Source organism: Mycobacterium sp. NGS26 (assembly GCF_059813025.1).
Genome location: NZ_JCALDU010000002.1, coordinates 981,704 through 996,531, shown reverse-complemented (window position 1 = coordinate 996,531; position 14,828 = coordinate 981,704). Strand labels below are relative to the sequence as shown.

14 protein-coding genes are annotated in these 14,828 nt (G+C 69.1%); 8 read left to right on the top strand and 6 right to left on the bottom strand.

The genetic code is table 11. From position 1 onward, the window contains the following. Positions 1-2 precede the first annotated feature (2 nt). The 3 genes from AC5Y6X_RS10640 to AC5Y6X_RS10630 are packed head-to-tail and all read right to left on the bottom strand — an operon-like array spanning position 3 to position 2,765. A complete protein-coding gene (locus AC5Y6X_RS10640; RefSeq protein ID WP_499986381.1) occupies positions 3-503 on the bottom strand; it encodes a MaoC family dehydratase in 501 nt (166 codons plus the stop codon). Continuing rightward, positions 500-1,597 carry an acyl-CoA dehydrogenase family protein gene (locus AC5Y6X_RS10635; RefSeq protein ID WP_499986380.1) on the bottom strand — a complete coding sequence of 366 codons (1,098 nt, stop codon included), beginning with the start codon at positions 1,595-1,597 and terminating at the stop codon, positions 500-502. Before AC5Y6X_RS10635 ends, AC5Y6X_RS10640 begins: the two co-directional genes overlap by 4 nt. Next, positions 1,587-2,765, bottom strand: a complete 1,179-nt coding sequence (locus AC5Y6X_RS10630) for an acyl-CoA dehydrogenase family protein (RefSeq protein WP_499986379.1) — start codon at positions 2,763-2,765, stop codon at positions 1,587-1,589. Before AC5Y6X_RS10630 ends, AC5Y6X_RS10635 begins: the two co-directional genes overlap by 11 nt. Positions 2,766-2,988: 223 nt before the next feature. On the opposite strand from AC5Y6X_RS10630, the gene AC5Y6X_RS10625 reads away from it, so the two are divergent. Continuing rightward, positions 2,989-3,153, top strand: coding sequence for a hypothetical protein (locus tag AC5Y6X_RS10625; RefSeq protein WP_499986378.1), 165 nt, complete (start codon positions 2,989-2,991; stop codon positions 3,151-3,153). Between the two features lie 14 nt (positions 3,154-3,167). On the opposite strand, the gene AC5Y6X_RS10620 is transcribed toward AC5Y6X_RS10625, so the two are convergent. Then, complete coding sequence (locus tag AC5Y6X_RS10620; protein ID WP_499986377.1) at positions 3,168-5,825, bottom strand: FHA domain-containing protein; 2,658 nt, start codon at positions 5,823-5,825, stop codon at positions 3,168-3,170. A gap of 67 nt (positions 5,826-5,892) precedes the next feature. Between AC5Y6X_RS10620 and AC5Y6X_RS10615 the strand changes: the two genes are divergently transcribed. Next, positions 5,893-6,132, top strand: coding sequence for a hypothetical protein (locus AC5Y6X_RS10615; protein WP_499986376.1), 240 nt, complete (start codon positions 5,893-5,895; stop codon positions 6,130-6,132). A gap of 84 nt (positions 6,133-6,216) precedes the next feature. On the opposite strand, the gene AC5Y6X_RS10610 is transcribed toward AC5Y6X_RS10615, so the two are convergent. Then, complete coding sequence (locus AC5Y6X_RS10610; protein WP_499986375.1) at positions 6,217-7,266, bottom strand: alpha/beta hydrolase; 1,050 nt, start codon at positions 7,264-7,266, stop codon at positions 6,217-6,219. Between the two features lie 163 nt (positions 7,267-7,429). Between AC5Y6X_RS10610 and AC5Y6X_RS10605 the strand changes: the two genes are divergently transcribed. After that, positions 7,430-8,269 (top strand): SDR family NAD(P)-dependent oxidoreductase, encoded by an 840-nt coding sequence (locus AC5Y6X_RS10605; protein WP_499986374.1) that lies wholly within the window; start codon positions 7,430-7,432, stop codon positions 8,267-8,269. A gap of 99 nt (positions 8,270-8,368) precedes the next feature. Here AC5Y6X_RS10605 and AC5Y6X_RS10600 read toward each other — a convergent pair whose 3' ends face one another. After that, on the bottom strand, positions 8,369-10,615 hold the full coding sequence (locus AC5Y6X_RS10600) for a molybdopterin-dependent oxidoreductase (protein ID WP_499986373.1): 2,247 nt from the start codon (positions 10,613-10,615) through the stop codon (positions 8,369-8,371). Between the two features lie 69 nt (positions 10,616-10,684). On the opposite strand from AC5Y6X_RS10600, the gene AC5Y6X_RS10595 reads away from it, so the two are divergent. The 5 genes from AC5Y6X_RS10595 (at position 10,685) to bphC (ending at position 14,822) form a co-directional block, all read left to right on the top strand. Beyond that, positions 10,685-11,140: a nuclear transport factor 2 family protein gene (locus tag AC5Y6X_RS10595; protein ID WP_499986372.1), complete on the top strand. Its 456-nt coding sequence runs from the start codon at positions 10,685-10,687 to the stop codon at positions 11,138-11,140. A gap of 137 nt (positions 11,141-11,277) precedes the next feature. Further along, positions 11,278-12,156, top strand: coding sequence for an alpha/beta fold hydrolase (locus AC5Y6X_RS10590; protein ID WP_499986371.1), 879 nt, complete (start codon positions 11,278-11,280; stop codon positions 12,154-12,156). Positions 12,157-12,349: 193 nt separating this feature from the next. Next, a complete protein-coding gene (locus tag AC5Y6X_RS10585) occupies positions 12,350-12,628 on the top strand; it encodes a 2Fe-2S iron-sulfur cluster-binding protein (protein WP_499986370.1) in 279 nt (92 codons plus the stop codon). Between the two features lie 92 nt (positions 12,629-12,720). Continuing rightward, positions 12,721-13,905, top strand: a complete 1,185-nt coding sequence (locus tag AC5Y6X_RS10580; RefSeq protein ID WP_499986369.1) for an acyl-CoA dehydrogenase family protein — start codon at positions 12,721-12,723, stop codon at positions 13,903-13,905. 8 nt (positions 13,906-13,913) lie between these two features. Beyond that, positions 13,914-14,822: a biphenyl-2,3-diol 1,2-dioxygenase gene (bphC, locus tag AC5Y6X_RS10575; RefSeq protein ID WP_499986368.1), complete on the top strand. Its 909-nt coding sequence runs from the start codon at positions 13,914-13,916 to the stop codon at positions 14,820-14,822. The last annotated feature ends 6 nt before the right edge of the window (positions 14,823-14,828 follow it).

Sequence of the window (14,828 nt, the reverse complement as noted above, 5' to 3'; positions counted from 1 at the left end):
TCCTAGGGCCGGGCGATCATCGAGGTCGACGCTTCGGCAACCAGGTCGCGGTGCTGGTTGCGGTACACCGTGTGCCAGGTGACCAGGACGAATCTCCCGGATCGGCCGTGCTTTTCGACGATCGACTCGATGGTGCGGACCATCTCGATCTCGTCGCGGTGATAGGCCGGCAGGTGAAAGGTGAAGCTCTCCCCGCCGGCCATCCGCTTGGGGGCGCGGGGAAACGCGAGGCCGCCCGAAACCGCGCCGGAGGACCCGTCGGGCCGCAGCGCGTCGAGGCGGGTGACGCCGAGCACCGCGTACTGCAGGAACAGCGGTGGGCAAACGATGTCGCGAAAGCCGTTGGCCCGGGCGTAATCCGGGTCGAAGTAGAGCGGGTTGTGGTCACCGACGGCGGCCGCCCACCGTTGCCAGTCGCGCCGGTTCACCTCGCCGGTCGCCGACGCCGCGACGGTGCCCACCCGCGACGCCGATTCCGCGTCGATCAGGCTGTCCTCGCTCACCGGGGCTCCCTCATGGTTTCCTCCAACCAGGACGCGGCGACGTCGGCGCCGCCGCCGAGTGTGGAGCCTAGCCTTGCCCGTTCGCTCCACAGGTGCAGGTCCGTCTCGGTCACGTAGCCGATCCCGCCGTGCAGTTGATGCGCGTCCAGGGTTATCAGCCTGGCCGCGGTCGCCGCGTGCACGCGCGCGATGGCCGTCTCCCTGGTCGCCGTGTGGCCGCGGGCGATCCGGGAGACCGCCGAGTGCGCGGCCAACCGCGCCGCGGACAACGCGATGTGCATGTTGGCGACGAGGTGCTGGGCCGCCTGAAAGGATGCGATCGGCCGGCCGAACTGGTGGCGCAGCTTGGTGTATTCGACCGTGCGGTCCAACACGGCCTCCCCGACGCCGACCAAGTCGAGCGACCCCAGCGCCACCGCCGCATTGGCAACCCGGCGCAGGTCGGAATCGGCGACGTCGCCCAGCAGCCCACCGGCCTCGGCGACGACGTCGTCGAAGCGCACGGTGAACGCCCGGTGCCCGCCCGCCATCGCCAGCGGTTGCATGGTCACCCCGGCCGCGCGAGCGTCGACGACGAAGACCAGCGTGCGCTCGGCCGCGCCGGCCGACACCACGATCAGGTCGGCGACGTCCGCGTCGGCGACGTAGTCCGCGGCTCCGTTCAGGCGCCACCCGGTCGACACGGAATCGGCTTGCAGCACACCGGAAACGACGGCCGCGTCGCGCGCGCTCCACAGCGCCGTGGTACCGCGAACGTTGCCGACCGCCAGCGTGGGCAGCCACGCGGACTTGGCGTCCGGCGAGCCCAGCCGGTCGATCGCCAGGGCGGCCGCGAGGGTGCTCTGCACCGTGGTCGGGCACAGCGCGCGACCGGACTCGGTGTAGAAGACGGCGAGGTCGTCGAGCGAGCCGCCGGAGCCGCCGTATTGTTCGGCGATGGCGAGGCCGAACACGCCGGCGTCGGCCAGCGCCTTCCACAGCGCCGGGGTGCTGCGGTCGCCACCGCGCGCCAGGGCCACCGGGTTCTCCGCCGACAGCAGCGCGCGCAACGCCGAGGCGAACTCGCGCCGCTCTACCGTGGGCCTAACGTCCATACGAGGGCATTCCGTGGCCGCGCTGGGCGATGATGTCGCGCAGCACCTCGTTGGCCCCTCCCCCGAAGCGCATCAACGGCGCGGCCCGATACAGCCGCTCGAATTTGCCCGCCAGGGGCGCGTTTTCGCTGCGATGCGCCAACAGTCCGTCGGGCCCGAGCACGTCGAGCGCCAATTCGGCGATGCGCTGGCGCAATTCGCTGGTGAACACCTTCTCGACGCTGACCTCCACGGTCGGTATTACGCCGCCGTCGAGCAGCGACGCCGCCTCGTAACCCATCAGCGTGGCGACCTCGACGTCGGCCTCGGCCTGCGCCAGGCGGCGGCGCAGGGCCGCTTCGTCCCACGGCACGGTGCCGTCGCGCCTCGGCTGTCGCGCGAGCTCGGCCAGTTCGTCCACGGCGCGCCGCAGGTCGCCGGCGTTGGTCAGCGCGCCTCGCTCCAGGTCCAGCGCACCGGTGATGTAGGTCCAGCCGCGGTTGACCTCGCCCACCAGGTTGGCGAGCGGCACCCGGACGTCGCGGAAGTGCACCTCGTTGGTGCGGTAACCCGACCACGCGTACAGCGGGCGGATCTCCACGCCGGGACTGTCGATCGGGACGATGATCACCGAGATCCCGCGGTGGCGAGCGCTGTCGGGATCGGTGCGGACGCACAGCCACTCGTGGGTGGCGCGCTGCGCCCCGCTGTTCCAGATCTTGGTGCCGTTGATCACCCATTCCCGGCCGTCGCGCGCGGCGCGGGTCCGCAGGTTCGCCAGGTCGGTTCCGGCCTCGGGCTCGGAATAGCCGACGGCGCAGATCATTTCGCCCCTGGCGATCAGCGGCAGCCAGTCGGTCTTGTTCTGCTCGGTGCCGTGCCGCATGATCATCGGCGCCACCGATGTCACCGTCAGGTCCGGCCCGGGCACGCCCCAGTATTCGAACTCGCTCATCAGCAGGTGCTGATGCACGGCGCCGAGCCCGAGGCCGCCGTACTCGCGCGGCCAGTTCAGCCCGAACCAGCCCCTCTCCCCGATCTTGCGGCGAAACCGCGCCACCTCGCCGTCGGGAAGCTCCAGATCGTGCCGGGCCAGTTCGGCCCGCAACTCCGCGGTGACGTTGTCCCGGAGGAATTCGCGAACCTCGGTCAGCCAGGCGCGTTGTCCGGCGTCGAGTTCGAAATCCATTCCGGCCTACCCTTTCCGTCCCGGCCGCGCCAGCGTAACGCCGCTGTGAAATTCCGCCCGCTGATGCGCACTGACGTTACGCTCGGCGCCGCTGCGCCGGCGGGCGTTGTGCCCCAACTGTAAAAACGCTGTCAAACTCCCGTTAAAACACATCGGTGCCGTCGCGGATTCGGGACGAGGCTGCGAAAATTTGGACATCGCCTGATCTAGACCTGGAGAACTCATGGCCACCATCGAGACGCGTCTCCGCCAGGAGTTGCGCAACTACGCCGTTGAGTTACGGCAGCTGGCGTACACCATGCCCCACGGGGTGGGCGAGCATGATCTCCTCCAGCTGTCGAACCGGATGCACGCCGCCGCCGACCAATTGGTCCGCAAGGGCGCCTAACCTCCCTAGCCTCCCTAGCCTCCCTTGAGGCGGATCTTCCAGCGCACGAAGCTGAGATAGAAGACGCTGATCACCACCAGCATGGCCATGTCGAACCACCAGGTGCCGGCGTTGTGATGCCAGTGCGCATCCTTCGGCACCTGGGGTCCGGGCTCCAGGTGGGTCAGGTCGATCGTGGAGGCGGACGCCGCGAAACCCCATCGCGCCGGTGTGGCCCAAGACATCTGGTCGAGCCCGATGCGTGCGGTGACGGGAATCATGCCGCCGGAGAACACCAGCTGCGACATGACCGCCACCACGAGCAGCGGCATGATCTGGTCGTTGGACTTGGCGATGGCCGACAGCGCCAACCCCAGCATCGCCGAGGCGACGGTGGTCGCGGCCACGTCGACGAACAGCTCCAGCCCCGGCTTGCCCAGCGCCGCGGCGCCCTGAGTCGGTCCGCCCTTGCCGAGCAGCGTGATGGCGGTGACGATCGCCGACTGGACGATCGCGAACACGGTGTAGACGCAGACCTTCGCCAACAGATACGCGGAGGTGGACAGGCCGACCGCCTGCTCGCGCAGGAAGATCGGGCGCTCACCGATGAGATCCCGGATGGTCAGCGCCGTCCCCATGAACACCGCACCGACGTTGAGCAGCACCAGGATCTGCCCGGGCTCCGTCGGCGCGTCACCCATGGGGTTGGGGATGCCGAAGCCGACCGTGCCGGGCACCGACATCGACAGCGAACCCATGATGAACGGCAGCAGCGCCAGGAACGCGAAGTAGCCGCGGTCGGAGACGATCAACCGGATCTGTCGCCGCGCGATCGTGGAGAACTGCCGCATCAGGCTGGTCTGCGGGGGGTCGCCCAGCTCGGCCGGCTTCTCCGCCGGTGGTGGCGGCGGGGGTGGGCCCGTCTGCGCCAGGTAGCGCGCCTTGGCCGCGTCCGGGTCGCCGGCGACCGTGCTGAAGATGTCGGCCCAGTTGGTGGTGCCCATGGCCGAGCCGATTTGGCTGGGCGGACCGCAGAACGCCGTCTTTCCGCCGGGGGCGAGCAGCAACACCTGGTCGCAGACGTCGAGGTAGGTCAGCGAGTGGGTGACGACGAGGACCACGCGACCGGCGTCGGCCAGCTGCCGCAGCATGGTCATGACCTGCCGGTCCAGGGCCGGGTCCAGACCTGACGTGGGCTCGTCCAGGATCAGCAGCGACGGCCCGGTCAGCAACTCCAGGGCCACCGACGCGCGCTTGCGCTGGCCGCCCGACAGCTTGTCCACCCGCGTGTGCAGGTGCTGGCTCATCTCGAGTTCCTCGAGCACCCGGGCAACCACCTGGGCGCGGTCCTCCTTGGTGGTGTCCGGCGGCAGCCGCAGCTCGGCGGCATACATCAGTGCCTGCTGCACGGTCAGCTGGCCGTGCACGACGTCGTCCTGCGGCACCATGCCGATCCTGCTGCGCAGCGAGGCGTACTCGGCGTGCACGTTGTGGCCCTCGAAGGCGACCGTGCCGGTGGTCGGGCTGGTGTATCCGGCCACCAGCCTGGCGAACGTCGACTTGCCGGCGCCCGACGGGCCGATGACCGCCGTCAGCGTCCCGGGAAGCGCGCCCAGCGAGATGTCGTCCAACAGCGTCTTGTTGTTGTCGATCGTCCAGCTGACCCCGCGCACGTCGAGGCCGCCGGTGCGCGTCGCCGTCGCGGTCTCGTCGCGGCGTGCCAGCGTGCCGCCCGCGAAGACGAGGTCGATGTTGCCGATCGTGACGACGTCGCCGTCGCGCAGCACCGCCACGTCGACCCGGGACCCGTTGACGAAAGTGCCGTTGATGCTGCGGTTGTCGTGGATTTCGGTGCCGCGCGGCGTCGGGATGAGGGTGGCGTGGTGCCGCGATGCCAGCACCTCGGGGATGACGATGTCGTTGTCGTTGGCCCGGCCGATCTTGATCGCGCCCGGCATCGACTCGACCGCTTTGCCCGGCCGCAGGATCTTCATCATCGACGTCGCGAGGTTCGACGCGTCGGCGCCGACGCGCGCGGTCTCGGGTCCGGCCGCCGCGGCCGGGGGCACCTTGGCCGGCTGTGCCCGGTAGATCTGCGGCGCCGGTTGGGGCCCGCTGGGCGGAGCCGCCGGTTGCGGACCGGTTGGGTAGCGCGGCTGCGGGCCGGAGGGCTGGCTCGGCAGCGGGCCCGAGGGGTGCACGGGCTGCGGCCCGGTGGGCGGATGCGCCGGCTGCGTACGCAATGGGCCCGACGGTGTCTGCGGCTGGCCCGGCCAGGACGAGGGGCCGGTCGACAGCGGCGGCGGCGCCGCGCCGCTCGGTCCGCTGGGCGGATTGACGATCGGAATCGACGTCGTCAACGGCGGCCGCCCGGCCGAACCCTGATGCCGGCCGACCTCGAACGTCAGCGCGGGGCCGTCCGGGTTTCCGATGTTGACCCGCAGGCCGTCCAGGATGTCCACGGCCGGGACCCGCCGGTTGTTGACGTAGAGCCCGTTGAGGCTGCCGTTGTCGACGGCGACCCATCGGCCCTGGTCGAATCGCACCACCAGGTGTGTCCGGGAGATCAGCGGGTGGGCGACGCGGACGTCCGCGCGCAGGTCACGCCCGATCACTACGTCGTTGCCTGCCGCGAAGGTGCGCTCGGCTCCGTCATACCGCACGGTCAGTACAGGCGGGGCTGGTCGGCTCATCACGCCAACTTTATCGGCATGGGCGCCGATTGCAGGTCAAGTCGTCGCACCGGTTTTCAATGCCGCGGTGGCGGGTAATCCGCCGTCCATGCAGGACAGCGACAATGACTTCCCCGACGACGTGCCCGTCGCGGATGCCGTTGACCAACACCGGCCGACCTCCGATTTGCCCGACGAGGATGACGACGCCGCATCCTGGGAGGACGACGGCGACGTGCCCCTGGAGGCGGCTGCGTCCGACTGGCAGGAGCAACGCGAGACCGTCCTGATAGACCCCGAATTCGACGAGCCCGAGGAATACGAATAACGGCGACAGGCCGAGACGGTTTCCGAATAGTTTTCCGAATAAGCTTGCGCCGCAAACGCTTTCGCGGCGCCGACGGCGGTGGCGCTATCCCGCGGTAGCGGCGAGCGGCTCGCGCCAGCCGACGCCGGTGTCGGCGGTGACGTCCTTGACGAAGTCCCCGATGTACCGGATGGCCCGCCTGCCTTCGGGCAGGATGTCGGCGGCCAGCGGGAAGTCGTGGACCTGTCCGTCCCAAAGATGTAGATCGCAGCGAATTCCGCTGGCTTCCAGACGTTTCGCCATCAGCTCGGCGTCCGGCAGCAACAACTCGTCCGAACTCGCGTGGATGGTGACCGGAGGCAGCGAGGACAGGTCGGCGTCCACCGGTGAGACCACGCGGGCCCGGGAGCTCCCCCGGCCCGTCGGCAGCTGTACCTCGCCGAGGTAGCGGGCGAACATCGACAAGGCCCCGCGGGTGAACATCGAACACTTGCGCGCGTTCCGGTGCCTGAGCTTGCGCTCCGGATCCGGGTCCGTGAAGGGCGAAACCGTGGCGATTCCCGCCGGCCTCGAAAGATGGGTCCGGATCGCGGCGAGCGTGGTCATGAACGCGAGGTAACCCCCGGCGGAGTCACCCGCCACGACAATTTGGTCGTCGTCATAGCCGCACTGCCGCAACCAGCGCAGGCCGCTTATGCCGTCTTCGATCGCATCGGCTATCTGATGCGAGGGCAGCTTCCGGTAGCCGACGGTGAGAACACCGGCGTCGGCCGCCTTCGACAGGCGGCAGACCACCGAGCGGTGGGTGTTCAGCCCGCAGGTCAGGAACGCGCCGCCGTGCAGGTAAAGGATCGCGCGGCTCGACGATGCGCCCCGCGCGCGGATCCATTCGGCGGCACAGTTTTCGAGTTGTACCGGCTCTATCCTCGCCGACGATCGAAAGCGCGGCAGCAAACCGGCCATGCTGTCCACGTATTCCAATGGCCAGTGCAGATTCGGCTGAATCGCCCAAGCGCGGACCGCGTTCTTCACGATTAGCCGGCTGGCCAACGACACCGCGACCGATTGCGGGCTGTGACCATGGTGAATGCGCCGCTTGCTCCCCCCGCGGCGGGACCGACGATGGTGATCCTCCGGATCCTTCGTGCTGTCCATTGCACACAACTCCTATTTGCCGATCGGGTACCCCGGCGGTGCAGCGCAAAACGGTGAGTAAAACCGCTGGCAAAGTCGCGTTCATCACTGTTTACCCGCCCGGAGAATGGGTACAGCTGCGCAAATTCCGACCGCGGCCCAAGGTATGGCCCAATATATGGACATGGAGCCAATCGATGGCCGGCTGCTGGCCGACCGGGTCGCGGTGGTCACCGGTGGCGGCGGCGGCATCGGCGCGGCGACAGCGCGGCTGTTCGCGCGGCACGGCGCCCACGTCGTCATCGTCGACATCGACGCCGATCTTGCGCAGCGGACCACCGACGAGATCAGCGCGTCCGGCGGGTCGGCCCTGACGGTCGTCGCCGACGTCCGCGACGCCGACGAGGTTGCCGGCTTGGCGCGAACCGTCCTGGACCGCTACGGCCGGGTGGACGTGCTCGTGAATAACGTCGGGCACTGGCTGCGTCACCCGGGCAACTTCGTCGACACCGACCCGCAGCTATGGGACGAGCTCTACCGGATCAACCTGCACCACGTCTTCCTCGTCACCCACGCGTTCCTGCCGGCGATGATCGACCGGCGCGCGGGCGCGATCGTCAACGTGTCGTCCGTCGAGGGTTTGCGCGGCTATCCGGAGGATCCGGTGTATGCCGCCTTCAAGGCGGCCGTCATCCACTTCACCCGCAGCCTCGCGGTCCAGGTGGGCCGCGACGGTGTGCGGGTCAACGGCGTCGGCCCCGACGTCACCGAATCGCTGCAGGTGCCCTATTCGCGGTGGCTCTCCGCCGAGGAGCAGGCGCAGTGGCCGCAGTGGGTTCCGGTCGGTCGGATGGGCCTGCCCGACGACCAGGCCCGAGTGATCCTCTTCCTCGCCTCCGACCTGTCCGGGTTCGTCACCGGCCACACCATCCCCACCGACGGCGGCACCGGCGCGGCGGGCGGATGGTTCCGCTCGTCGCGCCGCGCCGACCGGGAATGGACGAATCGGCCCATCGCGCCGTGATGACTCGGGCGTGACGACGACTCGCTCGACGCGCCGAAACTTAAACGTCGCACACCCTTTTCGGGGCGTCGTGTGCGTGGTTTCAGTGTCGCGCAAGGCTCAGGCGGTTTGCCCGGCGCGAAATCGCGCGTGGTCGCCGATCAGCGTCACCGGGATGCCGTTGAGAGCGCCATTGCCGGACGGCTCGTCGACGAACGTCGGCGGGGACAGCACGTTGGTGTTGGCTCCGGGCGACCCGTTGGCCACCGACATGCGGGTGCCCGGCTTGCCGTGCCCCCAGCCGTGCGGCATCGACACCACGCCGGGTTTGATCGCGTCGGTGATCTCGACGGGCACCCTGATCTCGCCGGCCTCCGACTTCACCGTGACGACGTCGTCGTCGGCGACGCCGAAGCGGGCGGCGTCGTCGGGGTGGATCAGCAGCGTGCACCGGTCCTTGCCCTTCATCAGCGCGGGCACGTTGTGCATCCAGGTGTTGTTCGACCGCAGGTGCCGCCGGCTCACCAGGACCAGCGGCTCGGCGGGCCGCTGCAGGCGCGCGGCCAGCCGCGGCAGGTCGTCGAGCAGGTATTGCGGGGCGAGCCGGATCTTCTTGTCGGGGGTGGCCAGGATGTCGGGCAGCTGGGGCACCATCGGCCCGAAGTCGATCCCGTTCGGGTTGGCCTTGAGCATGTCCAACGTGAGCCCGCCCGGGTTCTGGCCGTAGCGGTCCCCGAAGGGGCCGGTGCGCAGCGTGAGGTCGAGGATCCGCTCCGGGCCGCCGTGATCGTAGAGCTTGCGGAGCTCCGCGCCGTCGAGGCCGCGGGTGAAGGCCAGGTAGTCGAAGAAGCCGTCGTCGATCGCCGCCACGTCGACGTCTTCGGCGGGTGTGCCGGTGCACAGGCCGGTCAGCCGGATCAGGATCTCCCACTCGTGGGGGCGATCGCCCGGGTCGAACACCGGGGCGGAATAGTTCGCGATGCTGCGGATCGCGAACAGCAACACGAGGTCGTCGTGGTGCGGCTGCTCCAGCGGGGACAGCCCGGGCAGTATCACGTCGGCGTGCCGCGTTGTCTCGTTGAGCCACAGGTCGATCGAGATCATCGCCTCCAGCATCGGCAGCACCTCGTCGAGCCTGTCCCCGCCCGGCGTGGACAGCACCGGGTTGCCCGCGACCGTGATCAGCGCCTTGAGTTGCCCGTCGCCCGGTGTGGCGATCTCCTCGGCCATGCACGACACCGGGGCCTGCCCGAGCACCTCCTTGGCGCCGCGAACCCGCGTGTGCCAGCGGCCGAATTCGGCGGCGCCGCCCTCCAGCCCGGGCAGCGGCTGCGAGGTGATCGACCAGGCCGCCGGCCGGGGGAACATCGCCCCGCCGGGCGTGTCGAAGTGGCCGATCAGGATGTTGATCACGTCGACCAGCCAGCTGGCGAGGCTGCCAAACTCCTGGTTGCACAGGCCAATTCGGCCATAGATGACGGATCTTTCCGTCCCGGCAAGCTCGCGGGCCAGCTGGCGGATGCGATCCGCGTCGATGCCGGTGGCTGCACTGACCCGCTCCGGCGGCCAGTCCGCCGCGACCCGTCGCATGGTTTCGACCCCGTCGACGTGCGGCCCGGGATCGATCAGGTCCTCGTCAAAGAGCGTGTGCGCCACGGCCATCAGCAGCGCCGCGTCGGTGCCCGGGACGATCGGAAGCCACTCGTCGGCGCGGGCGGCGGTGCGGGTGCGCACCGGGTCGATCACGATCACCTTGCCACGCTTGCGGATCGCGTCGATCAGGCCCATCACGTCGGGTGCTGCCAGCAGCGAGCCCTGCGACGCGGCGGGGTTGGCGCCCATGATCACCATCAGGTCGGTGCGTTCGATGTCGGGCACCGGGAAGTTCCACCACAGCCCGTACATCAGGTGCGACGACAGGTTTTTCGGCCACTGGTCGACGGTCCCCGGCGAATAGGTGACCGGCATTCCCGACATGCCCATCAGCACACCCGCATACCGGGCCAGCGAGAACGAATGCGCCAGCGGGTTACCGGTGTAGGCGGTGACCGCACCGATCCCGTACTTGCGGATGACGGGCGTCAGCAGCTCGGTGCAGCGGCGAAACGCGGCGTCCCAGCTCACCTCCCGCCAGCGGCCGTCGACCTTGATCATCGGTTGGCGGATGCGGTCCGGGTCGTCGTGCAGCGCGCCGAGCGTCACGCCCTTGGGGCAGATGTGTCCGTGGCTCCAGACGTCGTCAGGATCGCCGCGGATGCTGGTGACCCTCCCGTCTTTGGGGCCGCCCTCGACGTGAATCTCCAAGCCGCACATGGCTTCACACAATGGACAGGTACGCAGATGTCTGCTGCCGTTGCCGGTCGTCACCCACCCACTGTATTCCGCTACCGCCCGTAGCGGAAGTGGCAGAATGGAGGCATCCGTAAGCTCTCGACGATGGAGATGTGGGAACTGGTCGCCCGTGAACGGATCCGCGACACGCTCGCGCGCTACAACTGGTCGGGCGACGCCGGCCGGGTCGACGGGCTCGCCGAAACATTCTGCGCGGACGGTGTTCTCGAGATCCGCGGGGCCGAACCGCTGCGCGGCCGCTCCGAGATCGCGGAGTTCCTCGGCGGCGTCACCGGAAACGTCGCCGGCAACGCCGACGTCAAGCCGGTGGTGCGGCACAACGTCGCCAACGTGCTGTTCACCGGCCTGACCCCGGGCGAGGCCCACGTCTCGTCCTACTTCACCGTGGTCACCCATGTCGGGCTCGACCATTTCGGGCGCTATCGCGACATTTTGGTGCCCGACGGCGACGCCTGGCTGATCAAGCATCGCAAGGTGTCGACCGACTGGGCGGCCCCCGACTCCGTCATGGCCCGGCCGGCGCGACCCCGATCGTCATGATGTTGAGCCGGCAGCCGTCCGGACCGGCGCGCCAGGCATGGTCGACGCCGGTGACCAGCAAGCGCATGCGCACAGACTGTAGACCGCCGTGCCGGTCAGCGGTACACCGCTCCCGTCCGCCGCGGCGGCATGGCAGGGTGACATCCGTGGCCAACACCGCGAAACCGATCGTCGAAAGCGACCTGCGTGAAATCAGCACCCCGAAGGGCGCTTTGCGCTACTACGACTGCGGCCCCGATTCCGGACCGGTGCTGCTGTTCCTGCATGGCTCGGGCCCCGGTGTCACCGGCTGGCGCAACTTTCGCGGGGTGCTGCCCCGCTTCGCCGAGCGCTTTCGCTGCCTGATCCTGGAATTCCCCGGCTTCGGCGTCAGCGACGACTTCGGCGGCCACCCGATGGTGACGGCGTTCGGCACCGTGTCGCCGTTCCTGGACGCGCTCGGCGTCGACAAGGTGCACATCGTCGGGAACTCCATGGGCGGCGCCGTCGGCATCAACTTCGCCATCCAGAATCCGGACCGGATCGGCCGGCTGGTGACCATCGGCGGCATCGGGACGAACATCTTCAGCCCCAGCCCCAGCGAGGGCATCCGGCTGCTGCAGGAGTTCGTCGAGGACCCGACCCGGCAGCGGCTCGTCGACTGGCTGAAATCCATGGTGTACGACCAGGCGTTGGTCACCGACGAACTGGTCGAGGAGCGCTGGCAGCTGGCCACCGATCCCGCGACGCTGGACGCCGCGCGCCGCATGTACGGCAAGGCGGCGTTCGCCGCGATGAACGCCGCGATGGCGGCCTCGGACCGGCCGATGCCGTGGGCCGTCATGCACAAGCTGACCGCGCCCACGCTGCTGACGTGGGGCCGGGACGACAGGGTGAGCCCGCCCGACATGGCGCTCATCCCGATGCGCACCATCCCCAACGCGGAGTTGCACATCTTCCCCAACTCCGGGCACTGGGCCATGATCGAGGCCAGGGAGGCGTTCGAGAGCACGGTGCTGGGGTTCCTGACCCGCTAAGCGGCGATCGCACGCCCGTACGACGCGATCAGCTGCCTGACGTCACGGTCCTCCTCCGAATACTCTGCGATGCAAGCTCGTTGGCCAAACTGCGCAATCGCGGACGTCCCGGTCAACGGACACTTCGGGGGAGTCGTCCCGGCCACCGGGCGGGCGCGCTCCCCCGGCCGTGCCGATCGCCCACCATCGGCTCATGTCAGAAGTCGCCCACGTCGAGGTCGAGCTGGACGGTCGGCGGCATCGTCTGCGCTGGCCATGCGGTCAGAGCCTGGTCGACACGTTGCTGGACGCGGGGATCGACGCGCCACATTCCTGCCGGGAGGGCCGCTGCGGCTCGTGCGTGGCGACGGTCGTCGCGGGTCAGGTCGACATGGCGGCGTGCGACATCCTGGACGCCGACGACCTGCGGGACGGCCTGATTCTCGCGTGCCAGGCCCGGCCGGCCAGCGCCGATCTCCACATCACGTTTTGACCGCATTTGCGTCCGCTCACCGGGATTGCCTTCAGGCCGGGCGTCGACTGCGGTAGACCATTACCAAGCCCCCACACGTTAGGACGAACGATATGAGCGAGCGGGTACTCGACCGGGTGATGGCGATGGCCGACCAGTTGCGCGACCAGGCGGCCGAGGCCGAAAGGATCGGCCGGCTCACCGACGACACCGTCAAGCTGATGAAGGGCGCCGGCCTGATCCGGCTGCTGCAGCCCAAGGCCTACCAGGGTTTCGAGGTGCACCCCCGCGAGTGGGCCGAGACGGCGATGGCCACCGCGGCGCTGGACCCGGCCGCCGGCTGGATCGTCGGCGTCGTCGGCGTGCACCCCTACCAGTTGGCCTATGCCGACCCCAAGGTGCCCGCCGAGGTCTGGGCCGACGACGCCGACACCTGGATGGCCTCCCCGTACGCGCCGCAGGGCGTGGCCAGGCCCGTCGACGGCGGCTACATCTTCAACGGCCGCTGGCAATTCAGCTCGGGCACCGACCATTGCGACTGGATCATCCTGGGCGCGATGCTGGGCGACGACAAGGGCATCCCGTTGATGCCGCCCCAGATGCTGCACATGATCCTGCCGCGCAAGGACTACGAGATCGTCGAGGACTCGTGGAACGTGGTGGGGCTGCGCGGAACCGGCTCCAAGGACGTCATCGTCAAGGACGCGTTCGTCCCGACCTACCGGACCATGGACGCGACGAAGGTGATGGACGGCACCGCCCAGCGCGAGGCCGGCATGACCGAGCCGCTGTACCTGATGCCGTGGTCGACGATGTTCCCGCTGGGCATCTCCGCGGCGACGATCGGCATCGCCGAGGGGGCGCTCGCCGCGCACCTGGACTACCAGCGGGAGCGCGTCGGGGCCACCGGAACCGCGATCAAGGACGACCCCTACGTCATGTACGCCATCGGCGAGGCGGCGGCCGACATCAACGCCGCGCGCCAGGAGCTGCTGGCCAACGTCGACCGCATCTACGACATGGTCGCCGCGGGCAAGGAGGTGTCGTTCGCGGACCGCGCGGCCGGTCGTCGCACGCAGATCCGCGCGGTGTGGCGCGCGGTGTCGGCGGTCGACGAGATCTTCGCCCGCTCGGGCGGCAACGCCGCGCGCATGGACAAGCCGCTGCAGCGGTACTGGCGCGACGTGCACGTCGGCCACCTGCACGCCATCCACGTGCCCGGCACCACCTACCACGCGTCGGCGCTGAGTTCGCTGGGCATCGAACCCCCGGAGGGTCCGCTGCGGGCGCTGATTTAGGAGTTACGGTGAGCGACCTGAAAAGCCTTGGCTACATCACCATTTCGACGAGCGACATCGATCGCTGGCGGCGGTTCGTCTTCGGCGTCCTCGGCTTCGCGGAGGGTAAGGGGCCAGATCCGTCGGCGCTGTACCTGCGGATGGACGAGCGCGCGGCCCGGCTGATCGTGGTGCCCGGCGAGGCCGACCGGGTGCTCACCATCGGCTGGGAGGTCCGCGACCACCCCGCCCTGCAGCGGGTCAAGGCGACCCTCGACGGCGCCGGGGTCGCGTTCAAGCAGCTGTCCACCGACGAGGCCGAGGCGCGCCGGGTGGAAGAGGTGATCACCTTCGAGGACCCCGCCGGCACCACGCTGGAGGTTTTTCACGGCGCGGTGCTCGACCACAGCCCGGTGGTCACCCCGTTCGGCGCGAGATTCGTCACCGGCGATCAGGGGCTGGGCCACGTCGTCGTTCCCGCGATGGACCCCAACGGGTTGTTCGACTTCTACACCGAGGTGCTGGGTTTCCGCTCCCGGGGAGCGTTCCGGGTGCCGCTGCCGAAGGAGTTCGGCCCGGTGCGGGTTCGCTTCCTGGGCATCAACGAACGACACCACAGCATGGCGATCGTCCCCGCCGCGCATCAGCGCGACCCGCGCCTTGTCCACATCATGGTCGAGGTCGACACCCTCGACGCGGTCGGCCAGGCCCTGGACCGGGTCAACGCCGAGGGCTTCCAGCTGTCGTCCACCCTCGGGCGGCACACCAACGACAAGATGATCTCGTTCTACGTCCGCGCCCCCGGCGACTGGGACATCGAATTCGGCACCGACGGCATGCGCGTCGACGAAACCTATTACACCGCAGAGGAAATCACCGCCGACAGCTACTGGGGTCACCAGTGGGTCGGCGAGATGCCCGCCGCGATGCGGCTGTGATGCGGT